This window comes from Xanthomonas euvesicatoria pv. euvesicatoria, assembly GCF_020880415.1.
Classification (GTDB): Bacteria; Pseudomonadota; Gammaproteobacteria; order Xanthomonadales; family Xanthomonadaceae; genus Xanthomonas; species Xanthomonas euvesicatoria.
On record NZ_JAJIUJ010000017.1, the window covers coordinates 1 to 25,160 of the forward strand.

Consider the following 25,160-nt stretch of genomic DNA (forward strand, 5'->3'; position numbering starts at 1 on the left):
AGGCGCACCGGCACCCATTGCCGCTGTTCCAGCAGCGCACGTGCGCCGTGCACGCTGTCGGCACTGATGACGCCGTGCCGGTTGCGCCCATGCAGATCGAGCACGGTGTAATCAAATTGCGGCATGCGCGTCGTCCTGTTGGCGGGTCACACGCAGCGCTTCTTCCAGCGTAGTCAGGCCTTGCAGCACGGCAGCGCGTGCGGCATCGCCCAGCCGCGGCGCGCGTGCGAAGGCGACTGCAGCCAGCGCGTCTTCGTCGGCGTTGTCGCCGATCAAACGGCGCATCGCATCGTCTACCGCAATCGCTTCGTAGATGCCCACGCGGCCGGCGTAGCCGCTGTGGTGGCAAGCGTTGCAGCCCACGGCGGTGTAGATCACTGCATCGGCCGGCGCATCCAGCAGTTGACGCGTGCCGGTATCGATCGAACGCTCGCTACGGCATTGCGGGCACAAGCGCCGCACCAGCCGCTGCGCCAGGATCAGTCGCAGACTGGAAGCCAGCAAGAACGGCTCGATCCCCATATCGCGCAACCGCGTGACCGCGCCCACCGCATCGTTGGTGTGCACGGTGGAGAGCACTAGATGGCCGGTGAGGCTGGCCTGTACCGCAATCTGCGCGGTCTCGGTATCGCGGATCTCGCCGATCATCACCACGTCCGGGTCCTGGCGCAGGATCGCGCGCAGGCCGGCGGCGAAGGTCATGCCGACACGTGCGTTGACCTGGGTCTGGCCGACGCCATCGATGGCGTATTCCACCGGATCTTCCACGGTGAGGATGTTGCGCGAGCCATCGTTGAGCAGGCGCAGCGCCGCGTACAAGGTCGTGGTCTTGCCCGAACCGGTGGGCCCGGTGACCAGCACGATGCCATTGGGCACCTGCAATGCGCGCTGCACGGTGTGCATCACCGCAGGTGGCATGCCCAGCTGCGCCAGCGACAGCGTGCCCTGCTCCTTATCCAGGATACGCAACACCACACGCTCGCTGCCGCGCGTGGGCAACGTGGACACACGCACGTCCAGTGCCTTGGCCCCCATCACCAGCGACACGCGCCCATCCTGTGGGATGCGTTTTTCGGCGATATCCAGCCGCGCCATCACCTTGACGCGCGACACCAGCAGCGGTGCGATGCGTCCGGGCAGCGTGGCTGCCTCGCGCATCACGCCATCCACGCGCAGGCGCACGCGCAGGCGCGACTCGTAGGATTCCAGATGCACGTCGGATGCACCCAGCCGCGCGGCCTCGGCGATGATGCCGTTGATCAAACGAATGATCGGCGCATCGTCCTGGCTGTCGAGCAGATCGGCGGTGGGAATGTCGTCGATCAACGAATCCAGGCTGCCATGCAGATCCAGCGCTTCCACCTGCACACCTTGCTCCAGCCCGGCATCGGCGTAGATCTCCGATACATGCCGGTCGAACACCGACGGCGCCAGCGTGCGCACCTGCAGTGGCATGCCCAACGCGCGGCGCAACTCGATCAGGGCCTGCACATCGCCACCTTCGCGCAAACCGATCTGCGCGGTGGTGTCGCTGCCAAGCAGCACTACGCCGTGACGCTTGGCGAATGCATAGGAAATGCTGGCGCGGGCGCTGCTCATGGCATCAACGCTGCACGGGACGTGCGCCGGGCGCAGGTATTGTTGCCGGTGCCGGCGCAACCGACGATGGACCGGCCGGCAGCTGCGGCGGCTGCGCACGCAAGTAGTCGCGCACCAGCGCATCCAGCGCCGCTTCCGGATCGCCATCGGCCAGCTGACGCTCGCGCAGGTAGTTGTAGCGTGGCGCGGTCATGCGCTGGGCATCGGCTGCATCGCGAATGATGGTAGGGCGAATGAACACCATCAGATTGGTCTTGTCGCGGTTGCGCGACTTGTGCCGGAACAACGCGCCCAGGCCGGGTACATCGCCAAGTAGCGGCACTTTCTCCACGGTCTGGCGGTCGTTCTGATCGAGCAGGCCGCCAAGCGCCACGATGGCACCGTTCTCCACCACCACGCGCGTTTCGATCTGGCGCTTGTTGAACACCAGCTCCGAGGATTGCGCGCTGACCGGCCCGGCAATGGCCGAGACTTCCTGCTTGATCGCCAGCGTGATGCCGCCGGCCGTGTTGATCTGCGGGCGCACTTCCAGCTCCACGCCCACGTCCTGGCGCTGGATGGTGCGGAATGGGTTGTCGTTGGCCGCACCGAGCACTTCGCCGGTGGTGATCGGCACTTCCTGGCCTACCAGGATGCGCGCCTGCTCGTTGTCCAGGGTCATGATCGACGGCGTGGACAACAGGTTGGAGCCGGTGTCGCTCTTGACTGCGTCGATGATCATGCCGAACACCGCATCGTTGCTTTGCCCGGCCAGGCCGATCAGGCCACCGCTCAGGCCCAGCAGCGATTGCGCAGCCACGTTGCGTGCCTGTTCCAGCACCGAATCGTCGTCGGCATTGCCGCTGCGCGTGCCAGCCGCCGCCGCAGCCAGCGGCACGATGCCTGGCGAGGCGCCGCTGTATTGCGTGGCGATCAGCGGCACCGTGCCGTTGCGGCCAGCCAGCAGCAGCTGCACGCCCAGGCGCTTGGCGGCGGTGTCTGAGATCTCCACCACGATCGCTTCGACCAATACCTGCTCGCGATGCACATCCAGCTGCCGGATCACATCCATCAAGGCGCGCTGGGTTTCCGGGTCGGCATTGATGATCAACGCATTGGAGCCCGGGTAGCGCACGATCACCGGGCGCTTGCCTGCCGCCGGCGCGATCACCTGCGTCTGCGCCGCGCCGCTCGCCGCAGCCACGTCCATCGCAGTGGAACGTGTGTCCTGCCCGGCCTGCGCCTCGTTGCCGGGCGTCTGCCCGACCAGCTGCTGCAGCACCGGCAGCAATTGCTCGGCACTGGCGTGCTGCAGGCGCACCACGCTCACGTCGCCGCGGCGCTCGGCGCGCCCGTCCAGATCGACTGCGGTGCGTACCACGCGCTGCACCAGTGCCGGGTCGCCACGCACGATCAAGGAATTGCTGCTTTCCACCGGTAACACCGACAACACATTGCTGCGCTCGCCGCCTTGCCCGAACAGCGAGGACAGGGTGCGCGCCAGTTCCTGCGCCGAGCTGTTGCGCAGCGTCACCGTATCGATGGCCGCACGGTCGGTGTCGATCTGCGCCACCAACATACGAATGCGTCGCAAGTTGTCGGCGTAGTCGGCAATCAACAGGCTGTTGCCTTGCGGCATCGCCATGATCACGCCACCGCGCCCGATCAGCGGCTTGAGGATTTCTGCCGCGCTGCGTGCGTCCACGCGCTGCAGGGTGAAGACCTGCGTTGCAAATCCCAGGTTGCCGTTGGCAGCGCTACCCGGCTGCTGCGCGGCGGTGTCGTCGGGAATGATGCGATAGGTCGATGGCCCGCTGGACACCGCAATCAATCCATTGGCGCGCAACACGGCCAGCAGCATGCCCAGCAGATCGGCTTCGGACATCGCCTGCGCGCGCGCCACGTTGACCGAGCCCTGCACGCGCGTGTCCACGATGAAGGTAATGCCGGTGGCACGCGACACGTCCTGGATGAAGGCGCGCAGGTCCACGTCCTGCAGGCGCACGGCCGGCGCATCGGCAGCGTGCAGCACGGTCATCGGCAGCGCGAGCAACAACGTGGCCGAGAGCAACCAGAGCGGGCGAACAGCAGTCATTGCGGGCGCTTCAAGGTCATGGTGTGGGTCTGGCCGTCGCGGCGGTAGGTCAGCGTGGCGCTCTGGCCATCGCGCAATTCGTCCTGCAGCTCGCGTAGATGTTCTGCATCGAGCGTGCGGCCGTTGATCTGGGTCAGCACATCGCCCGGCGCCAGACCGGCCTGACGCAGCAGTGCGCCATCGCCGCGCGGCATGATGGTGAAACCGCCACCATCGGCGCTGGCGCGCAAGCCGGCACTGGCGAGCAGCTGCTGCGCATCGACGGCGGTGGCTGCGCTCGCGGCTGCTGCCGTGGTGACATTCGATTGCACGGCTGCCGGAGCAACGGTCGGTGGGGTCGCGCTCGTTGCTGCAGGCCGGAGCGATGCACCCGCAGCAGATGCCTCGCCCAATGCAATGCGACGCACACTGCCGCCAGCGCGCAGCAGCACATGATCGGCCGCGATCGCCTGCACCACCACGCCGGGCGCAACCGTGTCGCCTACGCGGTAGACGCCTTGCCGGCCATCGCTACCGCTGAGATAGGCCGCCGCCTGGGTGCCGCCAGCACGCACGCCGTGCAGCACCGTGCCATCGCGATTGATGTCGGAGGCGCTGCGATAGAACACATCGCGACGCAATGCGGACACGTCGAGAGTAGTGACGCGACCGCGCTGCGCAGTGCCCAACGGCCCGATCGGCGTGAGCACCAGCCATAGCAGACGCACACCTTGCAGCACCAGCAACGCAACCACGCCGCACGTCACCGCCATGCGAACGCCCGGCGCCAGCAACAAGGAATTCAACGAGGGCCAGGCGCGCTGCAAAGCGGACATCCGTCTCAGGATTTCGATTGGATGACAGAATGCGGCGGCAATGTGTCAGTTCGAAGAAATCGATGACACAGACCGACACACGGCGCCACACGACTAAACGTAAACGCCCGCCATGCAACGCATAGCGGGCGCTTGCGAGACTGGCACTGCACCTCAGATCAGAAGCGCGCTGTCACACTGATGTCATAGCTGATGCCAGGCTGGTAGGTGTACAGGTCCACCCGGTTGCTCCCCACCCTCTGGTACTCCTGGTACTTGGTCTTGAGCAGGTTACGCGCGGCAAAATTCACCGACACCGTCTCGCCGGACCACGTCAGGCCCTGCTTGATCACCAGATCCAGCGAGGTGCCCGGCTTGTCGATGTAATCCGGCTGCCCGGGGCGACCACGCGCGGACACCCGCTCGCCCACGTAGTTGGCGATCAACGTCGCCTGGCTGTGCGTGCGCTCGCTTTCCACCCCGATCTGCAGGTTGGCAATGTCGTCGGACTGGCCCTGTAATGCCGAACCATCGCGAATGAACAAGGTCGCCTGCACCGGTGCGCTGAAGCCGAACGGCTGCACCGTATCGCCATCGCTGGCACTTACCTCGGACGTGGTGCGGGTGTAATTGCCGGACACGAACATGCGCTTGTCGCCCCACCAATCGGCAGCGATCGGCAACTCCAGATATTTCTTGGCTTCCAGCTCCACGCCGTACAGGGTGGCCTTGGGCGCATTGATGAAGCTCTGCACGATGCCGCCGCCGGGGGCGTCGTTGACGATGGCTTCGATCGGCTTGTCGATGTTCTTGTAGAACGCGCCGACGGTGACGTACTGGCCCGGTTCGAAGAACCATTCGTAGCGTGCGTCCAGATTGACCAGCTCGCTGTCGACCAAAAACGGGTTGCCGAAGAACTGGCGGTCGATGTCCGGGTCCAGATACTGCTGTGGCGCCATTTCGCGAAACTGCGGGCGTGCGATGGTCTTGGAAGCGCCAAAGCGCAGCTGCTGGTTCTCGGCAAAATTCCAGGTGACCGTGGCCGACGGCAGCGCATAGCTGTTGTGCAACGGTGCCACGCCGTCCTGGCGCGTGCCGCTGAAGATGTCGTATGGGTGCACCGCCTGGGTGGCGTCTTCGTAACGCACGCCCGCCGTGGCGCGCAGCGTCGGCACGATCTCGCCCTCTGCCTGCAGATACGCCGCCTTGACCTTCAAGGTCGCGTCGTAGGCAGCCGCACCGAAACTGCCGGTGGTTTCGCGCAGACGCAGCAGATCGTTGCTGAGGTTGTAATCGGAGAACAGATAATCCACGCGCTGGTACTGGTTCAGGAACGGCAGCGGCCCGTCCAGCGCCAGGAAACGGAATTCGCGGCTCCACGCGCTGCGGTCGTTGTCCAGATAGGCCAGCCCGCCCTTGACGGTGAGGTCGTGCTCCATCGGCAAGCGCCAGGTGACATCCACGCCACCGCTGGCCACCTTGTCGTCGACCTTGCTGAAACGCGTGTAGTTCTGCACGCGTGAGGCATCGTGCGCCCAGTAGCCGTCCAGCCGCTCGTAACGAATCCCGGTTTCGTAAGGCACATCGCGGCTGGCGTTGGCCACTGCAGCGCGCCATTCGATCTTCAGATCGTCGTATTCGCCGAAGGCGTGCGTGCCGCGCAGTTGGTTGTTGATCAACTGCCGCGCGTACCACTCGGTGTTGTCGTCGCGCACGTCGAAACCTGCCAGTTCGTCGCGACCGGCACGGCTGCGCGCCACCTTCAAGGTGTCGTGCACGTAGAGCGTGGTCCAGCCGATGGTATGCCGGCCATATTCCCACCCCAGCCCCAGCATGCCGTTGCTGCGCACGTTGTTGCGGGTGGTGGCGAAGTCGTAGTTGGAATTGAACTCGACGCTGTCGCCGACGAAGATGCCGTCCTGCTGCTTGCCGGTGCGGGTGCGCCATTCGTTGTCGTAGCTGGCCACCGCGATGATGCCCAGCCTGGCCTCGCCCACATCCATGCTGTAGCCGGCGCTGCCGCCGACATTGACGTCCGGAGCGATGCTGTCCTTTTCCTGCAGCACATACAGGTTGGCATCGTTCAAGCTGCGCCCGATGCGACGGATGTCCTCGCGCGAAAAGCTGCCCAGATCGACCCGACGACCGGTCCTGATCGCGTCGCGCAAGGCGGCAGGCTGCTTGCGGGTGCCATCATCAACGCCCCACTCGTCATCGTCTGAGCCGTAATAGGTCAGGCCTTTTTCGCCGGTGCTGACGCTGTTGGCGCCGCCACCCACGGTCAACGACAGGAACGGCGTGTCGGGGATCTCCATCGATTGCAGATCGATCACGCCGCCGCCGAATTCGCCCGGATAATCGGCCGAATAGGTCTTTTGCACGGTCACGCTGGCCAGCACATCGCTGGGGAACAGGTCCAGCGGCACCACGCGCTGCGTCGGCTCGGGGCTGGGCAGTGGCGAACCGTTGAACAACGCAGACGAATAGCGCTCGCCCAGGCCGCGCACATACACGTACTTGCCGCGCGACAAGCTCAGCCCGGTGACACGCGTCAGTGCCACCGCGGCGCTGCTGTCGCCGGTGCGCTCCATGTCTTCGCGCGTCACGAACGAGGCCACTTCGGAGGTTTGCAGCATCGGCTCGGGAATGTAGTCGCCACGCACCACGACCTGGTCGAGTTGCTTGGGCACACTGGTACTGGCCGCGCTGGACGTACTGCTGCCGGCGTCGGCGTCGCTGGTGGTCGACTGCGCCATGGCGGCGCCGGACATCAGCAAGGTGGAAATGGAAAGAGACAGGCCCGTCCACGAGAGACGGGCAACAGCAGAGGTTCGCATCGTGGGAGCCCTGGCAACAGAAAGATGAAGCTGGACGCATCGCACGGCGACCGATGCCGCCGTGCGATGCCATGCCTCAGCAGGGACGGTCGGCGGTCAGCCCGCAGGTCCAGCCCTGCCACCACGTATCGTTGGCATCGCGCACGCCACCGATGTAGTTCACCTGCTGGAAGAAGCTGCTCACCCCGTTCAGGCCCTGGAACGCCGGTACTGCCGATTCATTGGCGCCATTGACGAAGGTGTTCTGCAAGGTGGACACGCCGTTGGCGACATTGTTGGTGCCGGCTGCGAACTGGCTGGCCGCACGCGCGTCGCTGCCGAAGGCCGTCGGGCAGGCGAAGAACACCGAGTTGAAGGTGCCGAGCGTGTCGGTATCGGCCAAGTTGAAGCACACCAGGCCATCACCGGTGCCGCCGGCTGGGCGCGTGACCACCGAGTTGTAGAACGCGGCCTGGGTGCCCTGGTTGAGCATGATCGCCGCACCGGCGCGCGCGTTGCCCACGTAGGTGAAGTTGGCCACTTTCGGGCGCGAATACGGCTGGCGGCGCAGGCTGCTCCACTCGTTCATGCGGTCGCCGCCGCCGGCGCGCTGCACCACGATGCCGAACTGCAGTGCACCGCTCCAGCCAGCATCGGTATCCAGCGAATCGTCGTCGGCACCGGTGATGACCAGGTGGCTGCCGTTGACCGTCCCGCCGAACCATTCGATGCCGTCGTCGGAGCTGTTGTGGATCTGCACATAATCCAGCTTGGTGCCGCTTCCCACGCCCGCCAGGGTGATGCCCTGCAATTCGTTGTTGGGCGAAATTTCGAAGCCCGAATACATCACGCGCAGGTAGCGCATCGACCCGCTGTTGTCGGTAGCGTTGTTGCCGCCATAGAACGCGTTGGTCCCCTCGACCTGCGCCTGACATTCCGGCGTCCCCGACACCGTGGTGCCCGGGCAGTTGTTGATCGCCGCGCGCCCCAGCACCACGATACCGCCCCACAGGCCGATGGTATTGGCACTGACCGTGCTCTCCAGCGCCTGACGTGCGGTGAAGACGATCGGCGCAGTCGCACTGCCTTCGGCAAAGATCTGCGAACCGCGATTGACCACGATGTAGTCGCTACCGGCCGACCCGAACAGGGTCACGCCCGGCTCGATGGTCAAGACACCCTGCGTGCTGCCGGCGGCCGGTGCGGTGGCGTTGCCGCCGCGGTCGGTGCCGACATTGACGCGGCCGCTGATCGAGTAAACGGTGCCCGCGCGCGCCGGCACCACCAGGTTGCCATTGATGGTTTCCGGCAACTGGCAGGCGCGTAGCGTGTTGTTGGCGATGGTGCCGACGTTGGAAAAACCGCTCGGGCAATCGGCGGCCGGGCCGCTCGGTGCGGGTGCCGGCGTTGGTGCAGGCGTGGGCGCCGGCGTCGGTGTGGGGGCCGGTGCCGGCGGGAATGCGCCTTCACCTGGCGAGGCGACACGGTCGGCTCCGCCACCACAGGCCGACAGCGCCAGTGCGGTACCAAAGGTCATGAGAAGTGTCTTGCTGCTGTTGCGAACGGCCATGCGGCTGATCTCCAGGTCAAAGGTCGGTATGAAGAGGAGTCGTCAAGAATTGGTGGCGTTCCGCGCACTGCAGTGGCGAGCACGTTCAAGATCCCCGTCACTTTTATAGAGGGCATCTGTTTCATTTGTCTTACCACGACACAATTGACATACCAATGCCACATGCCGACATGCACTGTAGAGCGATGACACACACCGATATCCCGACCCCGCTGGCCGACTGGATCGTGGCGCAAGCCGTGGCCGGCCATCCGCCCGAGCAAGCGCTACAGCCGCTACTGGATCAGGGCTGGAACGAACAGGACGCCATCGATGCGGTCGAGGCACTGGTCCGTGCGCACATCCAGCAACACGCGCAAGCGAACGGCTTGCCGATGCCGGTGCGCGTGCCCGCGTTGCAACAAGACGCCGATGCCTCGCTGCTTGCGTTGGGCGACCGCGATGTGCGCGTGTTGGTCAGCCTGTTGCTGCCGCGCGTGGTGGTACTCGGCGGTTTTCTTTCCGACGAGGAATGCGATGCATTGATCGCCTTGGCCCGGCCGCGCCTGGCGCGCTCGCGCACCGTGGACAATGCAAACGGAGAGCATGTGGTGCATGCAGCGCGCACCAGCGACAGCATGTGTCTGCGCCTTGGCCAGGATGCGCTGTGCCAACGTATCGAAGCGCGCATCGCGCGCCTGCTCGACTGGCCGGTCGATCACGGCGAAGGGTTGCAGGTGCTGCGCTACGCCACCGGTGCGGAATACCGGCCGCATTACGATTACTTCGATCCGGACGCAGCCGGCACCCCGGTGTTGGTGCAGGCCGGCGGGCAACGCGTCGCCTCGCTGGTGATGTACCTCAACACGCCAGAACGCGGCGGTGCGACGCGTTTTCCTGATGCGCATCTGGATGTCGCTGCGGTCAAGGGCAATGCAGTGTTTTTCAGCTACGACCGCCCGCACCCGATGACACGCAGCCTGCACGCCGGTGCGCCGGTATTGGCCGGCGACAAGTGGGTAGCCACCAAGTGGCTGCGCGAGCGCGCAGTGCGCATGCCCGGATAAGCACCGCAACACCGCGCCGGCGGGATCGACCTCGTCCGCCGCCAGCGCGGAGCGACACGGCACCTGCATCGCCTGCATGCTGTGGCTGTTGGATGCAGCGCTATTGGCTGTTGGCTGTTGGCTGTTGGCTGTTGGCTGTTGGCTGTTGGCTGTTGGCTGTTCCCCACGCCGCGAGCGGCACATCGCCAACACGCAAGCGGCCATCAGGCGTTGCAACACGATCACTTGCTGACCGTCCCCAAAGGCGGCAGCAGCGCGACGCGAATTGAATTTGTCAGAACATGTTATAACATGTCATTATTGACACGATTCCATTGGCCCGCAGGTATTGCCCGCTTCATGAAGACCCATCCCCTCGTGGCGACTGTCGCCGCTCTGCTGTTTGCTGCCGACGCACGCGCGCAGTCCTCCGATTCGGCGCTGACGCTCGGCAAGGTCGACGTCCATCAGCATCACGAAGGCCAGCTCAGTGCGCATCAGGTGCTGACGTCGGTGGATGTCCTGGGCGCCGACCAGATCGAGGACAAGAACGTGTCCTACAGCTGGGAATTGCTGGGGCAGATGCCAGGCATGCAGTTGACCGAAACCCGACAGGGCGCCGAATCGGGCAAGGTCAGCTTCCGCGCCTTCAACGGCGAGGGCTATCTCAATGCCATCAAGACCCTGATCGACGGCATTCCCAGCAACGTCAACAGCGGCAACCAGCGCTTCGTCGACATGCTGTTTCCGCTGGAAATCAGCTACATCGAGGTGGTGCGTGGCACCAACGATCCGCGCTATGGGCTGCACAACATCGGCGGCAACATCAACTTCGGCACCCGCCAGGGCGGCAGCTACACCGATGCCCGCGTGGCCTACGGCAGTTACGCCAGCCGCGATGCGCAGATCGCGATAGGGCGCGAACGCGACGGATTCGCGCAGAACTACTTCATCGGCGCACAGGCATCGAATGGCTATCGTGCGCACGATCGCTCCAGCAAGCATGTGCTGGGCGGCAAATGGTTCTACGGCAGTCTCGACGACGGCATGCGCATCGGCCTGACGGCACGCGCGTACCGCACCCAGGCCGACGAGCCGGGCTTCATGACCGCAGCAGAGTTGCAGGCGGATCGTCGCAACTCGGACCGCCGCAACCGCAACGATGGCGACGACCGCGACATGCAGCAGCTCGGCGTGCATCTGGACCTGAAACTGACCGACACCCTGTTCCTGGGCAGCAAGCTTTACTACAACCGCTACGAGGACGACCGCCGGGTGACCTTCAGCGACCTGCCCACCGGCAATGCCCCGCGCCAGCGTCGGCGCTGGAACGAAACGCAGGTGGGCATGCTCAACACCCTGACCTGGCGCGCCAACGACCTGCTGACCTTGGAAGGCGGCATCAACTACGAACATCAGGACAATGCGTACCGGCGCGAACGCTTCAACTATGCCGAGCCCACCGACTTTGCCGCAGTGCCAGCGCGCATCCAGAACGACGACCGCTATACCTTCGACAATTGGGGCGCCTACGTACAGGCCATCTATCAGCCGGTCGAGGCCCTGAAGCTGGTGCCGGCCTATCGCGTGGACCGCTTCGACGGCGACACACAGCTACCGGGTGCGGTGCGCGCACCGCTGCAGCGTTACGGCAGCATCGGGCAACCCAAACTCAGCGTGATCTACGCCCTGACGCCCAGCACCAACGTGTACGCCAACTGGGGCCGTACCTTCCAGGTGTTGACCGGCTCCACCGCCCCGGCCTATCTCACCCCAGGGCAAGCCGGCATCCGCCCTTCCACCAACACCGGCGTCGAGCTGGGCATGAAATTCAGCCCATTTGCAGGCAGCCAGGCGCGTATCGCCGTCTGGCAACAGGATGCGGAAAACGAGGTGTCGAACATGCCGGCCACCGGCACCACCGTCACCTTGGGCAAGACGCGTCGCCGCGGCGTGGATGCGCAGATCAGCGCACAGCTGGGCGATCGATGGACGCTCTGGGCATCGCATGCCTACCAGGAAGCCAGGATCACGCGCGACGACCGTGCCGCCGCGCTTTCGCTGCAAGGCAACGAAGTCATCGCCACGCCCCGCTACATCAGCAACATCGGCGTGGACTACCGCGCGACCGAGGCGCTGCAACTGGGCCTGCAGGGACGCGCCCAGGGCAACTACTACCTCGAAGAGCGCAACGTGGCGGGCAAGTACGGCGGCTTTGCAACGCTCGACCTCACCGCGCGCTATACGATCAACCCGAACTGGAGCGTGGACGTGCAGGTCCGCAATGCCACCGGTCGCGAGTATGCCTACGTGTGGTACGACAGCTTCTTCTGGGCACAGGCACAGCCCATGTTCTCGCCAGCGGCCGGACGGCAGCTGTATCTCGGGCTGAGAATGAAGCTGTAACGGCCGCGGCAGCGGTGGCGAGGTGCGAACCACGGGTCCGCGATGCAGCGTAGCGGCTGCACAAGCCGTCATCGCCAAGCCGGCACCTGGCGCCCCGCCGCGGCTTCGGCACGCTGCTTGGCGCAAGCGGTCCTGGCGTACGATGCTTCAGATCGCTGCGGATATACGCTGCCAGGTTGATCAGGATCGCGTCGCCGCCTGGCTCCGTTTACGGCAGCGGGCAGGCGCCTGGCCTGCCGAGCATCGTTCAGTCACCGTCGCCGCTGTCCAAACAGGCGCCGATCGATCCGCAACATCACACATCGCAACGGCGTCCATGCCAGACAGAGCCCGGCGAGAATGCCCAAGGTATCGGCCAATGCATCGTACAAGTCGGCGCTGCGATTGGTGGTCAGCGCGCCTTGCGCGATTTCGATGCCGATGCCCAGCAACACCAATCCGAACGCAGCGAACGCCAGCGCGCGCCAGGTCGCAAACAACTGCACCGCTCCCCAGCACAACAACGCGAACGTGATGAAGTGCTCGGCCTTGTCGCTGTTGGACGGCAACTCCGGAAACTCCGGCGGCGGCCCCAGGCACACGGCAATGACCACGACGATTGCGGCGATCCACACGCCCACCCACAACCGCGGCCGGTGAAACGGCCGGAGTGCCGAACTCACAACCGCCATGTGAGATCGCCGGACAGGAATGCCGGGGCAAAATCGACATCGCGCGAGAAGCCCATCACCTGGAAGCGCTCGCCCATCTCGCTGGGCAGCGTCAGCCGCTTGATCTGTTCGCGCAGACGCATGCGCCCCACTTCATCCGTGCGCGTATCGGCCTGCGCCAACAATGCGTCCAGCCCATTGCCGAGCAGGAAGCTTGCTTGCGTGCAATACCCGGCCAGCTCGAAACCTGCGCCGGTGCCTGCCTCGGCCAACGCGGTGAAGTCCACCGATGCGGTCAGATCCTGCAGGCCCGGCCAACGGTAGAGATCTTCGTGCATGCGATGCCGGTAAAACGCACGCAACGTGCCGTCCTCGCGCTGCGCACGATAGAACTCGCCGCGCGGGTAACCGTAGTCGACGAACAACATCGCGCCACGCTTCAAACCGCCGGCTACCGCCTGGATCCAGTACGGCAACTGCGGCAGCAACTCGGAGCGATAGCCATCGGCGAACGGCTGCTCCAGATAACGCTCCAGGTGACGCACGGCCGCGCTCAGCAACGCATCGGCCGGTTGCTCGCCGCGCGCGAAGTGCTGCTGGGCATCCAGCACCACGGTTTCTTCATACACCTGCCCATCGCGCAGTGCGAAACGCGGCGTGGGCAAGGCGTCGATGACTTCGTTGGCAAACAGCACGCCATCCCAATCGTCCTGGAACGGCGCATCCAGCCATTCCACCAGATCGAACACCGGCGGAATCAGGCTGCGCCCCAACCGCTCGCGCTGACGTTCGCGCAGGTCGGCGCTGGGCTCCAGGATCGCGTAGCGCTCGGGCAACGCGTCCAGTTCCAGCAGCCGCTTGAGCGTGACTTCGGCAAACGCGCCGCTGCCGCCGCCCACTTCCAGCACCCGCGCTTGCGGCCCGAGCTGTTGCAATACCGGCGCCAACGCGCCGGAGACGGTGGCCGCAAACAACGGCCCCAATTCCGGGGCGGTGACGAAATCGCCGGCCTCGCCGAACTTGCTGGCGCCGGCGCTGTAGTAGCCCAGGCCAGGCGCATACAGCGCCAGCTCCATGAAGCGCGAGAACGGGATCGCACCGCCGGCGGCCTGGATTTCGGCGCGCACATGCGCAGCCAGCCGGTCACTGTGGGCCAGCGCGTCCGGATCGGGTGTGGGAAGGTCGGCGTGCATGCGGGCACCGGTTGCGGGGACAATGCACAGGATAGCCGAGCCCTCCGCAACGCCGAGCGAGTACGCCATGACAGACAGTTCCAAGGTGGTGTTGATCACCGGTGCCGCCCGCCGCATCGGCGCGCAGATCGCCACCACGCTGCACGCTGCCGGCTACCGCGTTGCACTGCACGCACACCGTTCCGCCGAGGTGCTCGACGCACGCGTGGCCGAACTGTGCGCCCAGCGTGCCGGCAGCGCACATGCCTTGCACGCCGATCTGCGGTTGCCCGACGCACCTGCGCAGTTGGTGGCCGACTGCGTCGCCGCCTTCGGTCGCCTGGATGGGGTGGTCAACAACGCCTCGGCGTTCTACTCCACCGCCATTGGCGAGGCCACTGCAGCGCAATGGGACGAGTTGTTTGCGGTCAATGCACGCGCGCCGTTCTTCATCGCGCAAGCGGCCGCCGCACAGTTGCGCCAGCGCCGCGGGGCCATCGTCAACCTCACCGATCTGCACGCGCAGCAGCCGATGCGCAACCACCCGCTGTACGGCGCCTCCAAGAGCGCGCTGGAAATGCTGACCCGTTCGCTGGCGCTGGAACTGGCGCCGCACGTGCGTGTCAACGCGGTCGCGCCTGGCGCCATCCTGTGGCCGGAAGAAGGCAAGTCCGCCGATGCCAAGCAGGCGTTGCTCGCGCGTACGCCGCTGGCGCGCATCGGCACGCCGGAGGAAATTGCCGAAGCGGTGCGCTGGTTGCTGGACGAGGCCAGCTTCGTCACCGGCCATACCCTGCACGTCGATGGCGGCCGCCAGCTCAGCTGAACGACGCTTCCGGGGCCTGCGCACTTTCGCTGCGCAGGGACGCCCCCGTGTCATGCACGTGCGCCCGGTTGCCACCTCGCCGAATGCGGCATTGCCAGACGGTTGCACACGTCCTTGCGCTACGTGCGCGCGTGCTCGGCCGCGCTCAACCACGCTGCCAGAACAGCACTATTGCGTGACGCTCAACTGCGGCGCAGCGGCATCCAGCTCCACCGTGGCAAACGCGCTGCCGTACTGCGGGTGCGCCTGCCACAGGGCTGCCAACGTCTGCCCGCTCAGCGGGTCGACGAAGTCCGGCGCGATGTCGGCCAGCGGTTTGAGCACGAATGCGTGCTTGAGCTCGGGCCGCGGGATGCGCAAATGCCCGGGGCCTTCGACGATACGGTCGCCAAAGAACACCACGTCCAGATCCAGGGTGCGGTCGCTGAAACGCGGGCCGCTGCGATCGCGCCCATGCGCATCTTCCAGTGCATGCAGCCAGTGATCCAGCGCGTCCAGCTCCAGATCGGTCTGCAAGACCACCGCGTTGTTGACGAAGTCCGGCCCTTCGAAGCCCACCGCAGGCGTGCGGTACGCGGGTGACACGACGATCTGGCCAAAGCGCGCGCGCAGTGCGGCGACAGCCAGGCGCAGGTAGTGGGTCGGCTGGACGTTGCTGCCGAGGCTGAGAAGCACGGTGGTCATACGTTATTCGCGCATGCGGCCGGCACGGACGTCAACTGTTGCAATCGCGTTGCACCCATCGACGCATGCGCCGGGTGCGCGCAAACGTGGTGTCAGGCCACTTCCAGCGCATGCGAAACGGCGCGGAACACCCGGCGCATTTCCAGCGGCTTGCGCAGCACATGCACCGGCAGATCCGACGGGAAATGCGCACGCTGCAACGGCGCACCGACATCTTCCAGCACGATCGCCGGGCCCTGGTAGCCCAGCTCCTGCATGCTCAGCAGCACGCTCACGGCCGAGAGCAGGATGATGTCGCTGTCGATGATCACCAGGTCCGGCATCGCGTGCTGCTGCACCAGCTGCAGCGCCGCGGCGCCATCACTGGCCAGCTGCGGCTGATAGCCCTGGCTGGAGAGCGCATTGCCCAGCAGCGATAGGCGCGTTGCCTCGCCATCCACCAGCAAAATGCGCTGCCCATGGCCAAGCGGAAGCGGCAGTTCGGCTTCGGTCACCGCCGCCGACACCGCACGCATCGGCACGATCATGTCAAAGCGCGTCCCTTCGCCCAGTCGGCTATCGACCACGATGCTGCCGCCATAGCTTTCGATGATGCGCTTGCACGAAATCAGTCCCAACCCGGTGCCATCGGCCTTGGTGGTGAAGAAAGGACTGAACAGGCGCGCGCGGGTTTCATCGCTCATGCCCACGCCGGTGTCGGCCACGCTCATGCGCACGCGCGAGGCATCGTAGCGATCGGCTGCCAGGATCAGTCTGCCGCCCTCGGGCATCGCCTGGATCGCGTTCAAGCCAAGGTTGAGCAGGCATTGCTGCAATTCGGTGTAGTTGGCCTCGATGGTCAGATCCGCAGCGATGGTGTCCATCTGCAGGCGTACCCCATCGGGCAGGCTGCTCTTGAGCAGCATCTGCACGGCCTGGAACAGGTTGGCGATGGACACCTGCTCGCGCGGCTTGTTGGAACCGCGCACGAACGACAGCATCGACTCGGCCATCTCATGCCCGCGCCGGCCGCATTCGGCCACCACGTTGGCCAGCTGACGCAGCTGCGGGTCGTCGGTGCGCCCGGCCAGCAGGTCGGGCACGATCAACAACGGTTGCAGGATATTGCGCAGGTCGTGGCTCAGACCGGCCGCCAGCATCGCTAGGCTTTCCAGGCGCTGCGCGCGCATCAGTTCGCTTTCCACGCGCTGGCGTTCCAGATCCGCGCGTGCTTCGCGGATCGCGCGTATCACCGCGCTCGGCAAGCGCGTCGGGTTGTGCTTGATGATGTAGTCGTTGGCACCATCCTGCAGCGCCTTGACCGCGGTCTCCTCACCCATGGTGCCGGAGACGAAGATGAAGGGCGTGGCGCCGTTCTGGCGCACCAGGCGCAGCGCCTGATGGCCGGAAAAGCCCGGCATGCTCAGGTCCGACAGCACGATGTCCGGCTGGAAGTCATCCAGCGCGGCGCGCAGCGACGGCTCGCTGTCCACGCGCTCGAATGCCGCATCCAGTCCGGCCTCAAGCAACTGATCGGACAACAGCTCGGCGTCTTCCGGTGAATCTTCCACCAGAAGGATCTTCAGCTGCTCCAGGTTGCCCCCCTCATGCGGCATGGTTCAGTCCAGCTCCGGTGCCTGGTTGATGACCGCCCAGAAGGTACCGAGCGTCTTGACTGCGTTGAAGAACTGATCCACGTCCACCGGCTTGACCACATAGGCATTCACGCCCAGGTCCCAGCTGCGGGCCAGATCGCTTTCTTCGCGCGAGGACGACAGGATCACCACCGGCAGGCGCTTGAGCGTTTCGTCGCTGCGCACCTGCTTGAGCACTTCCAGCCCGTCCAGGCGCGGCATCTTGATGTCCAGCAGCAGCACGGCCGGCAGGCCTTCCTCGCGGTCGGCGAACATGCCACGGCGCAACAGGTAGTCCATGGCTTCCACGCCGTCTTCGACGTGCACGATGGGATTGGCGAGGCGGGCTTCGCGCAAGGCGTCGACCGCCATCTCCGCATCGGCCGGGCTGTCTTCTGCCAGAAGAATGGTACGGATGGCGGTCATGCAATGAACTCTTGGTTGGGCGCTTCAAGCGCAGGAGGTAACACGAAATAAAACGTGGCGCCCTCGTCGACGACGCCTTCGGCCCACACCCGGCCGCCGTGACGCGTCAACACGCGCCGCACGCTGGCCAGGCCGATGCCGGTACCAGCGTATTCGCTGGCCTTGTGCAAACGTTGGAACACACCGAACAATTTTCCGCTGTATTCCATATCGAAACCGGCGCCGTTGTCGCGCACGCTGAACTGGTGGCCGCCGTCGGACATCGGCGTATAGCTGACCTCGATTTTGGCCACCTCGCGCTTGGCGCTGTACTTGACCGCATTGCCGAGCAGGTTCATCCACAGCTGGCGCATCATGTTTTCGTCGGCAACCAGCACCGGCAGCGGCGCGATATGCCATTCCACCCGGTGGCCGGTGTTCTCGCTCTGCACGTTGGAATCCAGGATCGCACGCGTTTCGGCCACCAGCGATTGCATGTCCACCGCCTGCAGGCGCAGCGCACCGCGGCCCAGGCGCGAATACACCAGCAGATCGTCGATCAGCGAGGCCATGCGCCGCGCCGAGCTGCTGATCACTTCCATGTAATGGCGCGACTTCTCGTCGGCCGCATCGCCCAGATGGCGCGCCAGCTTGTCGGAGAACCCGGCCACGTGCCGCAGCGGTGCGCGCAGATCGTGCGAGACCGAGTAGCTGAAGGCTTCCAGCTCGCGATTGACTTCCGAGACCTGCTCCACCTTGCCTTCCATCTGCCGGTTGAGCTCCTGGATACGCAACTGCGCGGCCTTCTGCAGGCTGATGTCGCTCACCGTCATCAGCACCACGTCTTCGTCGGTGCTGTCGGGCAGCGGCATGCGGCGTGCATTGATCAACATGGTGCGCAGCACGCCGTCGGCGGCGCGCTGCTCGTGTTCGAAATCCCACAACTCGCGTCCACGCAACAACACGTCCGCCAGCCGTTGATGGATCTGCGCATCGCGCCAGACGCCATCGCCCACCTCTTCCAGCGGCATCAATTCGTTGCCGCGCTCTTCCAGGCCATACAGGTCGGCGAAGGCCGGGTTATGCAGCACGATGCGCTGGCTGGCATCCAGCAGCACGATCGGCTCGCGCACGGTTTGCAGCACCGAGCTGGCGCGCCCGTTGGCGCGCAGGTATTCCTGCTCGGCCGCCAGCCGGCGGCGGATCTGCCGCTGCAGCAGCCAGGTCACCGTGCCCAGCAACAGCAACTGCACCGCCAGCGCCGCCCAGCTCAGCACCGCGTAATGCATGCGCTCGGTTGCGGCGCGCGCATTGCGCAGCGCCAGCAACCGGCCTTCGGCGCTCTGCAGGTCGTCGATCAGCACACGGATCGGGTTGTTCAGGGTCATGTCGTTGATCAGCGCGCGTATCTGCTCCGGCGCGGTGGTCACCGCAATGCGCTCGGCCAACAGCAGACGCCGTTCGATGGTGCTCTGGATACGCCCGATGCGTACCAGCTGCGCGGGGTTGTCCTTGGTCAGTTCGATCAGTCGCTGCACGGCGGCCAGCGATTCGCGCCGGCCGCGGCGCATACGCTCGTTCAGCGCCTCGCGCTCCACGCCATGCGAGCGCATCAGCGCCGCCGATTCGGTATCGCGCATCGCCGCCTCCAGGCGCTGCGCGGTCTCCTGCACTTCCTGGCTATGCGACACCCAGGACGCGGCCTGGTTGGCGTTGCGGGCCATCTGCTGCAGCAACAAGGAGGGCACCACCACAATCAGGAACACGGCGGCCGCCAACAGAGGCAGGCGCCAGCGATCCCACTTGTCTGCTTGGACCGTTGTTTGCATTGCTGGACCGAATTGCACTCGCTGCAGGGCCAAGGGCTGACCGGCATTGTCTCCGATCACGCAGCTTGCCAGATTAATGATTCAGAGAAATCAGGTCAGTCTGTGACATAGCTGAATGGGCATAGCATACGTGCAGCATGCGTGAAAATGGCGCGAGCGCCCTGCCAGCTGTCGGCTTGCCGGCCGGTTCATCAAAAACAAAAAAGGCGCACTCCGTGGAGTGCGCCTGGTGCTCGGGTCGCCGCCTCGCCTCGGCGGCCCGGCATTCGCAGCAGCTGCGCTTACTTCTTCGCAGCGGTGACCTTCAGGCCGGTCGACTTGACGCTCTTGACGCCCTCGATGCCCTTGGCAACGGCAACGGCCTTGTCATGCTCGGCCTGGGTGGCAACCGCGCCGGTCAGGGTCACGATGCCGTTCTTGGTCTCGACCTTCACGTCGGTACCCGAGACATTGTCGGTCGCCAGCAGGTCGGCCTTGACCTTGGTGGTGATCCAGGTGTCGGTGACCGGCTTCTTGGACTCGTTCATGCCGGCAGCGTGGTCCTTGTGGTCGGCATGTTCCTGCGGTGCCGCAAATGCCTGCGACGCGCCGAGGGTCAGACCGAGCGACAGCGACAGAGCCAGCAGCTTGCGTGCATGCGTCATGTTCTTCATACCAAGCACCTCCTGTTGAATGTGGGCGCAGCTTGCGGTGGCGCTCGTCGAGCAGACGTGACCGTTGCATGCAGAGGTTGTGAACCCTGCGCACACGGGCAGGTGCAATACCATGCGGGCTCCCTCCGTCGTTGCGATGAACCGTTTTCAATGCCTAAACTGTTCAATCTGGCCGTCGTCGGCTATGGCTATGTCGGCCGCACCTTTCATGCACCGCTGATCGCAAGCACCCCCGGCCTGCAGTTGCACAGCGTGGTGTCGTCCAAGCCGCAACAGCCACAGGCCGACTTTCCCGGCGTCACCGTGGTGGCCGATCTGGACAGTGCGCTGGCCGATCCGGCACTGGATGCCGTGGTGCTGGCCACCCCGAACCACACCCATGCATCCTTCGCGCTGAAAGCCCTGGCCGCCGGCAAGCATGTGCTGGTGGACAAGCCGTTTGCATTGGATGCGGCGCAAGCGCAGCAGATGGTCGATGCCGCCGATGCGGCGGGATGCATCATCAGCGTGTTCCAGAATCGCCGCTGGGATGCGGACTTTCTCACCGTGCGCCGGCTGATCGAAGAAGGCCAGCTGGGCGAGGTGGTGGAATTTCATTCGCACTTCGACCGCTATCGCCCGCAGGTGCGCGACCGTTGGCGCGAGAGCGACAGCCCCGGTGCCGGACTGTGGTACGACCTGGGCCCGCATCTGCTCGATCAGGCAATGCAGTTGTTCGGTATGCCGCAGGGCATTGGCGCGGATCTGCAACGTCAGCGCGACCAGGCGCGCAGCGTGGATTATTTCCACGTCACCCTGCACTACCCTCGGCTGCGCGTGATTCTGCACGCGGGGTCGCTGGTGGCCGATGGCCGCCTGCGCTTCGCCGTGCATGGCACGCGCGGCAGTTATCTCAAGCACGGCCTGGATACGCAGGAAGACCAGCTGCGCGCCGGCCGTCGCCCCGGCACGGTCGGCTGGGGCGTGGACCCGTTACCGGGCACGCTCACCCGCGTCGATGACGAAGGCCGCGTCCACACCCATCAGCCCGACAACCTGCCGGGCGACTATCGGCAGTGCTACGCCGCCTTTCGCGACGCGCTGGCAGGCACCGGCACAGCGCCGGTCAGCAGCAGCGATGCGGTGCAACTGATGCGGTTGGTGGACCTTGCGCAACGCAGCGCTGCGGACGGCCGAGTGCAGTGGCTGGATGCCGCGCGCGGTTGATCACGCTGCAACGGTTCTGCACTTCCAACAGCGCGCGCCGCAGTCCCGGCGCGCACCGTGGTTGCATCCAAGTCCTTACGCGTCCTTGCTACCGATGGTCGGCGCTGCCGGGGTGGTGGTCATCACCGCGTGGCCGCCGAATTGGTTGCGCATCGCTGCGAGCAGTTTGTCGGTAAACGAATCCTTGTCGCGCGAGCGCAGCCGTTCCATCAGCGACAACGTGATGACCGGTGCCGAGACTTCCAGATCGATCGCTTCGGCAACCGTCCAGCGGCCCTCGCCCGAATCGGCCACGAACGGCGCGATGCCGGCCATGGTCGGGTTATGCGTCAACGCATCGGCCGTGAGGTCCAGCAACCACGAACGCACCACGCTGCCATCGCGCCAGATTTCGGCAACCTGGTGCAGATCCAGCGCAAAATCGGCCTTGTGCTGCATCAGCGCGAAGCCTTCCGCATAGGCCTGCATCATTCCGTATTCGATGCCATTGTGGACCATCTTGGTGAAGTGGCCTGCACCGCTCGGGCCAACCCGCCCCCAGCCCTTGTCCGGCGCCGGCGCGAGCGTTGCCAGGATCGGATGCAACGCCGTCACCGCCGCTTCGTCGCCACCCACCATCAAGCTATAGCCTTCCTGCAGACCCCAGATGCCGCCGCTGGTGCCGCAATCGACAAAGGCAATGCCGCTGTCCTGCAGCAACGCCGCGCGCCGCTGCGAATCCTTGTAATACGAATTGCCGCCATCGATGACGATGTCGCCGGCCTGCAGCAGGGGCAGCAGCTGCGCCAGCGTGTCATCGACGATCTTGCCGGCCGGGACCATCAGCCACACCACGCGCGGGCTCGGCAGTGCCGACACCAGGGCTGCCAGCGCATCGGCGGTGACGATGCCCTTGGCTTGCGCGCTGGTGCGCGCGTTCGCGCCCGGATCGTAGCCATGCACGCGATGCCCGCCATTGACCAGGCGCTCGGCCATGTTGGCGCCCATGCGGCCCAGTCCCACCATACCCAGTTCCATAATCGCTCCTCATGATCTGATCAGTGCAGGGTGCCACGCTCGGCGTACGCTGGCGTGGCGGAATTCTCAATGGATTGTTCCGCGACGGTGGCGGCGCTGCACTGCTGCAGCTGCCAGTCGATCCACCGCCAGTACAAGGTGTTGCGCAGATTGTGCAAGGTCAGGTCGATGGCATACGGCGTGCGCGGGTTACGGTCGAGCAGGCGTGCCACGTGGTAGCCGATCGGCTTGGTGCCCTTGGGGTGCACATAAACCCAAAAGCCTTGGTAGAACGGGTCGTCCAGCAGCGCCTGCAGCTGCTGCAGCTGGGTCTGCTGCTGCGGGTCGAGCGTGGCGCGCAGGGCTGCATCACGCTCGTAAAGCAGGCGCTCGAAGCGGCGCTTGCCTGGCCCGCGCAACTGTTTGGCCAGCTCCCAGATCTGCCGGTTGCGCGCGTCGTAGTACGCAAAGCCACCGTGCTGCGCCAGCGCCTGCGCGGCTGCATCGCTGACATCCACCACCACGAAATTCTCGGCCTGATTGTGGATGTCATCCAGATATGACTTATCGAACACATGCGCGATGAAGCCTGGTGCGCCTACGAACGCCTGCCGCCCGAGCCGTGAGGTTTTTACTGCCTTGCCGTCGGCAAAGAAGTCGCCGGCATGCGCACCGAGCAGGATGCTGTCGGTGTCGTGCAAGGTCAGGAACGTGCCGATCGACAATTCGCCAGGCGTAAATACGTCATCGAACCCGGCATCGCCGAACAATTCGCGCTGGGTGGCGAGCTGAGCTACTTGTCGACCCACGCCGCACTCGGAACGCACCTGGCCGCGGTAGAACGCATCCAGCGCCCGCGCATTGCTGCCGCGCGGTTGATACCCGCGACCGAAACTGCGAAAACCGCTCCAGCCCTGCGCCGCTGCGCCCCGCCAGCCGAATCCGACCCAACCCAGCTGCAGCGCCGAGAAGCGGTAGCGCGGGTTGTTCTGCAATTGCGTGACCGCGCGGCGGGTGGCCGCACCGAGTTCGAACGCGTAGGCGCAGTGCGTGGCTGCATCGTCCAGCACAGCGGTGAGCGCCGCGCCGCGCTGGTGCGTGTTCCAATCGGCTGGAAGCGTCAGCTGCAGATCGCCGGCTGCCTGCGCCTGTGCAAGCGTGCCACGCGTGCACGGCTCGCCGCGCTGTAGTACCGGCGCGCTCACCGCGGCGCGATGGATCGTCCAGCCCAACCGGCGCAGCAATGCTTCCACACACTCTGCGCTGGCTGCACGTGCGGTCTGGCTCGGTGCAGCATCGGCGACCTGCAGCAGCTGCCCCGCCAGCAAACCGCTTGCACATGCCAGCGCGGCAAGCCGGCGCAGGCGCGCATACCGCGGAGGCATCGGCGCCGATGGTGCGCGCGATGACGAACTGCCATGCGCGTGGACAACACTCATCGATGGCATACGCAATGAATCGTCGGCACGACGCCACTCTCAAACGTAGCAAGCCCCGGCATGGCCGGGGCTTGCAGGACTCAACTCAGACCAATCGCAGCACCGAACTTCAGCGACGTTCGCAGACGCGCTCGACTTGGCGGTTGCCGTTGGCCTGCTGGCGGTTGCCCTGGATGGTGCGGCCTGCCGCACCACCCGCCACGGCACCTGCCACGGTCGCCAGCTTCTTGCCGTTACCGCCGCCAACCTGGTTGCCCAACAGGCCACCGATTGCAGCGCCGGCCAGCGTACCGCCGATGCGGTTCGGGTCGGTCGAGTTCTTTTGCACTTCGACATTGCGGCAGCGCACGCGGGTGCCGTCATTGAACCTGCGACCTTCGTCCGCTTCCGTATAGCGCTGCTGATGCGCGTAGTTTTGAGCCTGTGCGAAAGTGCTCGTCGCCATCAGGCCGATCAGGGACATACCCAGCAGGGAGGTGCGCATTTTCATCGTTGTTCTCCACGTTTCTCGCCCGCTCGGCGAGGCATGGGCGCACTCTGGCCGCTGGGTCGAGAACACAACGTGAAGCGCGCAGTCGCTATTCAGGCTTTGGAGCGGAGCGTGAACCGCGCCGTCACGGCTGCGTGGCAGGCTCGGTTTGCGGCACCTTCGCCGGTGCCGGTGGGGGGTCTTGCGCTTCGACGGGCAACGGCGCAACTGGAGGCTGTGCAACCGTGGTAGGAGCCGCAGCAGGAGCTGCCGACGTCGTGGAGGTTGCGGCAGGCGCGGCCGGAGCCGCAGCTGCCGGCGCTGGTGTGGCTGCAGGTGCAGGCGGTGCACTCACCGCAGCAGGTGCCGCTTCGGTGACCTTGGGAAGATACGAATTCAGGCGTTCGAAAAAGCGCTTGTAGAAAGCCGCATCCTGCACCGTGGTGCTGGATACGCGCACCAGCGAATCGCCGCTGCTGCCGACCGGCAACGATAACGAGCCCAGCACGCCGACGCCCACGCTGGCCGAGGTGGAGCTCTTTTTCAGTGCGTAACGGTCCTGCAACGCACTGACGAACACCTGCGCCTTACCGCCGTCCTGGCTGGCGCAGGAAATGCGCAGATTGAGTTGTTCGCTCTGGTCTGCTTCCTTGAGCTGGAAGTTCTTGCTGCCTTCCACCGCGGCGGCATCTGCGCGCGTGACGGCGTAGCCCTGACTCAACAGCACACGCCGCGCCGCCTCGCAGGCTTGCGGCGAACTGGCCGCCACGCTGCGCGAATAGGTGTCATCGGAATTGAACGACTCGCACATCAGCATCGTGTCGCCCTTGCTGCCGCCGCAGCCAGCCAGGGTTGCCAGCGCGCCAAGCAGTGCGCCGCGCGCGATCAGGGAAGAACAAGACATAGGGAGATTCCGGCATCCAAAACCGGCACA

Annotated in this window: 20 protein-coding genes and 1 pseudogene; 4 read left to right on the top strand and 17 right to left on the bottom strand. The window is 65.3% G+C overall.

What is annotated here, in order from left to right:
• The 6 genes and pseudogenes from LN450_RS02075 to LN450_RS02100 form a co-directional block, all read right to left on the bottom strand.
• Window positions 1-125: pseudogene (locus LN450_RS02075) on the bottom strand (type II secretion system protein GspF); the annotation flags it as partial.
• Window positions 112-1,599 carry a type II secretion system ATPase GspE gene (gene gspE / locus LN450_RS02080; RefSeq protein ID WP_011346367.1) on the bottom strand — a complete coding sequence of 496 codons (1,488 nt, stop codon included), beginning with the start codon at window positions 1,597-1,599 and terminating at the stop codon, window positions 112-114. The pseudogene LN450_RS02075 and the gene gspE, both read right to left, overlap by 14 nt.
• Before the next feature lie 4 nt (window positions 1,600-1,603).
• Entirely contained in the window at window positions 1,604-3,673 is a 2,070-nt protein-coding gene (gspD, locus tag LN450_RS02085) for a type II secretion system secretin GspD (protein WP_011346366.1), read from the bottom strand.
• On the bottom strand, window positions 3,670-4,488 hold the full coding sequence (locus tag LN450_RS02090; protein WP_011346365.1) for a type II secretion system protein N: 819 nt from the start codon (window positions 4,486-4,488) through the stop codon (window positions 3,670-3,672). Before LN450_RS02090 ends, gspD begins: the two co-directional genes overlap by 4 nt.
• Before the next feature lie 158 nt (window positions 4,489-4,646).
• On the bottom strand, window positions 4,647-7,304 hold the full coding sequence (locus LN450_RS02095; protein ID WP_011346364.1) for a TonB-dependent receptor domain-containing protein: 2,658 nt from the start codon (window positions 7,302-7,304) through the stop codon (window positions 4,647-4,649).
• 76 nt (window positions 7,305-7,380) lie between these two features.
• On the bottom strand, window positions 7,381-8,853 hold the full coding sequence (locus tag LN450_RS02100; RefSeq protein WP_011346363.1) for a hypothetical protein: 1,473 nt from the start codon (window positions 8,851-8,853) through the stop codon (window positions 7,381-7,383).
• Between the two features lie 185 nt (window positions 8,854-9,038).
• Here LN450_RS02100 and LN450_RS02105 point away from each other — a divergent pair, with 185 nt between their 5' ends.
• Together LN450_RS02105 and LN450_RS02110 are read left to right on the top strand one after the other, a co-directional pair.
• Window positions 9,039-9,899, top strand: coding sequence for a 2OG-Fe(II) oxygenase (locus tag LN450_RS02105; protein WP_031421015.1), 861 nt, complete (start codon window positions 9,039-9,041; stop codon window positions 9,897-9,899).
• 339 nt (window positions 9,900-10,238) lie between these two features.
• Window positions 10,239-12,284 (top strand): TonB-dependent receptor, encoded by a 2,046-nt coding sequence (locus LN450_RS02110; RefSeq protein WP_011346361.1) that lies wholly within the window; start codon window positions 10,239-10,241, stop codon window positions 12,282-12,284.
• Window positions 12,285-12,535: 251 nt separating this feature from the next.
• Here the strand turns inward: LN450_RS02110 and LN450_RS02115 are convergent, their stop codons facing one another.
• The gene (locus tag LN450_RS02115; protein ID WP_011346360.1) at window positions 12,536-12,955 is read right to left on the bottom strand and encodes a VanZ family protein; all 420 of its coding nucleotides are present in this window, start codon (window positions 12,953-12,955) and stop codon (window positions 12,536-12,538) included.
• Window positions 12,943-14,196, bottom strand: a complete 1,254-nt coding sequence (locus tag LN450_RS02120; RefSeq protein ID WP_031421011.1) for a class I SAM-dependent methyltransferase — start codon at window positions 14,194-14,196, stop codon at window positions 12,943-12,945. Before LN450_RS02120 ends, LN450_RS02115 begins: the two co-directional genes overlap by 13 nt.
• On the opposite strand from LN450_RS02120, the gene LN450_RS02125 reads away from it, so the two are divergent.
• Entirely contained in the window at window positions 14,195-14,932 is a 738-nt protein-coding gene (locus tag LN450_RS02125; protein WP_011346358.1) for a pteridine reductase, read from the top strand. The two genes, LN450_RS02120 and LN450_RS02125, sit on opposite strands and share 2 nt — an antisense overlap.
• Before the next feature lie 168 nt (window positions 14,933-15,100).
• Here the strand turns inward: LN450_RS02125 and folK are convergent, their stop codons facing one another.
• The 5 genes from folK to LN450_RS02150 all read right to left on the bottom strand — a co-directional run bounded on the left by folK (window position 15,101) and on the right by LN450_RS02150 (window position 20,116).
• A complete protein-coding gene (folK, locus tag LN450_RS02130) occupies window positions 15,101-15,616 on the bottom strand; it encodes a 2-amino-4-hydroxy-6-hydroxymethyldihydropteridine diphosphokinase (protein WP_011346357.1) in 516 nt (171 codons plus the stop codon).
• 92 nt (window positions 15,617-15,708) lie between these two features.
• The gene (locus LN450_RS02135; protein ID WP_011346356.1) at window positions 15,709-17,211 is read right to left on the bottom strand and encodes an ATP-binding response regulator; all 1,503 of its coding nucleotides are present in this window, start codon (window positions 17,209-17,211) and stop codon (window positions 15,709-15,711) included.
• Between the two features lie 3 nt (window positions 17,212-17,214).
• Entirely contained in the window at window positions 17,215-17,655 is a 441-nt protein-coding gene (locus tag LN450_RS02140) for a response regulator (RefSeq protein WP_003482689.1), read from the bottom strand.
• Window positions 17,652-19,463 (bottom strand): sensor histidine kinase, encoded by a 1,812-nt coding sequence (locus LN450_RS02145; RefSeq protein ID WP_011346355.1) that lies wholly within the window; start codon window positions 19,461-19,463, stop codon window positions 17,652-17,654. Before LN450_RS02145 ends, LN450_RS02140 begins: the two co-directional genes overlap by 4 nt.
• Window positions 19,464-19,744: 281 nt before the next feature.
• Entirely contained in the window at window positions 19,745-20,116 is a 372-nt protein-coding gene (locus tag LN450_RS02150; RefSeq protein ID WP_008572114.1) for a BON domain-containing protein, read from the bottom strand.
• Window positions 20,117-20,266: 150 nt separating this feature from the next.
• Between LN450_RS02150 and LN450_RS02155 the strand changes: the two genes are divergently transcribed.
• On the top strand, window positions 20,267-21,322 hold the full coding sequence (locus tag LN450_RS02155; RefSeq protein ID WP_011346353.1) for an oxidoreductase: 1,056 nt from the start codon (window positions 20,267-20,269) through the stop codon (window positions 21,320-21,322).
• A gap of 75 nt (window positions 21,323-21,397) precedes the next feature.
• Here LN450_RS02155 and gnd read toward each other — a convergent pair whose 3' ends face one another.
• From gnd to LN450_RS02175, 4 genes are all read right to left on the bottom strand, one after another.
• Window positions 21,398-22,339, bottom strand: a complete 942-nt coding sequence (gene gnd / locus LN450_RS02160) for a phosphogluconate dehydrogenase (NAD(+)-dependent, decarboxylating) (protein ID WP_011346352.1) — start codon at window positions 22,337-22,339, stop codon at window positions 21,398-21,400.
• A 20-nt stretch (window positions 22,340-22,359) separates the two neighbouring features.
• Window positions 22,360-23,703 carry a hypothetical protein gene (locus LN450_RS02165; RefSeq protein WP_041855028.1) on the bottom strand — a complete coding sequence of 448 codons (1,344 nt, stop codon included), beginning with the start codon at window positions 23,701-23,703 and terminating at the stop codon, window positions 22,360-22,362.
• 163 nt (window positions 23,704-23,866) lie between these two features.
• Complete coding sequence (locus tag LN450_RS02170; RefSeq protein ID WP_008572108.1) at window positions 23,867-24,247, bottom strand: glycine zipper 2TM domain-containing protein; 381 nt, start codon at window positions 24,245-24,247, stop codon at window positions 23,867-23,869.
• Window positions 24,248-24,371: 124 nt separating this feature from the next.
• On the bottom strand, window positions 24,372-25,130 hold the full coding sequence (locus tag LN450_RS02175; protein ID WP_041855027.1) for a DUF2242 domain-containing protein: 759 nt from the start codon (window positions 25,128-25,130) through the stop codon (window positions 24,372-24,374).
• Window positions 25,131-25,160: the final 30 nt, after the last annotated feature.

Bases quoted from the DNA above. Each gene is read 5' to 3' on its own strand.
- gspE (WP_011346367.1), bottom strand. From the start codon at position 1,599: ATGAGCAGCGCCCGCGCCAGCATTTCCTATGCATTCGCCAAGCGTCAC.
- gspD (WP_011346366.1), bottom strand. From the start codon at position 3,673: ATGACTGCTGTTCGCCCGCTCTGGTTGCTCTCGGCCACGTTGTTGCTC.
- LN450_RS02090 (WP_011346365.1), bottom strand. From the start codon at position 4,488: ATGTCCGCTTTGCAGCGCGCCTGGCCCTCGTTGAATTCCTTGTTGCTG.
- LN450_RS02095 (WP_011346364.1), bottom strand. From the start codon at position 7,304: ATGCGAACCTCTGCTGTTGCCCGTCTCTCGTGGACGGGCCTGTCTCTT.
- LN450_RS02100 (WP_011346363.1), bottom strand. From the start codon at position 8,853: ATGGCCGTTCGCAACAGCAGCAAGACACTTCTCATGACCTTTGGTACC.
- LN450_RS02105 (WP_031421015.1), top strand. From the start codon at position 9,039: ATGACACACACCGATATCCCGACCCCGCTGGCCGACTGGATCGTGGCG.
- LN450_RS02110 (WP_011346361.1), top strand. From the start codon at position 10,239: ATGAAGACCCATCCCCTCGTGGCGACTGTCGCCGCTCTGCTGTTTGCT.
- LN450_RS02115 (WP_011346360.1), bottom strand. From the start codon at position 12,955: ATGGCGGTTGTGAGTTCGGCACTCCGGCCGTTTCACCGGCCGCGGTTG.
- LN450_RS02125 (WP_011346358.1), top strand. From the start codon at position 14,195: ATGACAGACAGTTCCAAGGTGGTGTTGATCACCGGTGCCGCCCGCCGC.
- LN450_RS02120 (WP_031421011.1), bottom strand. From the start codon at position 14,196: ATGGCGTACTCGCTCGGCGTTGCGGAGGGCTCGGCTATCCTGTGCATT.
- folK (WP_011346357.1), bottom strand. From the start codon at position 15,616: ATGACCACCGTGCTTCTCAGCCTCGGCAGCAACGTCCAGCCGACCCAC.
- LN450_RS02135 (WP_011346356.1), bottom strand. From the start codon at position 17,211: ATGCCGCATGAGGGGGGCAACCTGGAGCAGCTGAAGATCCTTCTGGTG.
- LN450_RS02140 (WP_003482689.1), bottom strand. From the start codon at position 17,655: ATGACCGCCATCCGTACCATTCTTCTGGCAGAAGACAGCCCGGCCGAT.
- LN450_RS02145 (WP_011346355.1), bottom strand. From the start codon at position 19,463: ATGCAAACAACGGTCCAAGCAGACAAGTGGGATCGCTGGCGCCTGCCT.
- LN450_RS02150 (WP_008572114.1), bottom strand. From the start codon at position 20,116: ATGAAGAACATGACGCATGCACGCAAGCTGCTGGCTCTGTCGCTGTCG.
- LN450_RS02155 (WP_011346353.1), top strand. From the start codon at position 20,267: ATGCCTAAACTGTTCAATCTGGCCGTCGTCGGCTATGGCTATGTCGGC.
- gnd (WP_011346352.1), bottom strand. From the start codon at position 22,339: ATGGAACTGGGTATGGTGGGACTGGGCCGCATGGGCGCCAACATGGCC.
- LN450_RS02165 (WP_041855028.1), bottom strand. From the start codon at position 23,703: ATGCCTCCGCGGTATGCGCGCCTGCGCCGGCTTGCCGCGCTGGCATGT.
- LN450_RS02170 (WP_008572108.1), bottom strand. From the start codon at position 24,247: ATGAAAATGCGCACCTCCCTGCTGGGTATGTCCCTGATCGGCCTGATG.
- LN450_RS02175 (WP_041855027.1), bottom strand. From the start codon at position 25,130: ATGTCTTGTTCTTCCCTGATCGCGCGCGGCGCACTGCTTGGCGCGCTG.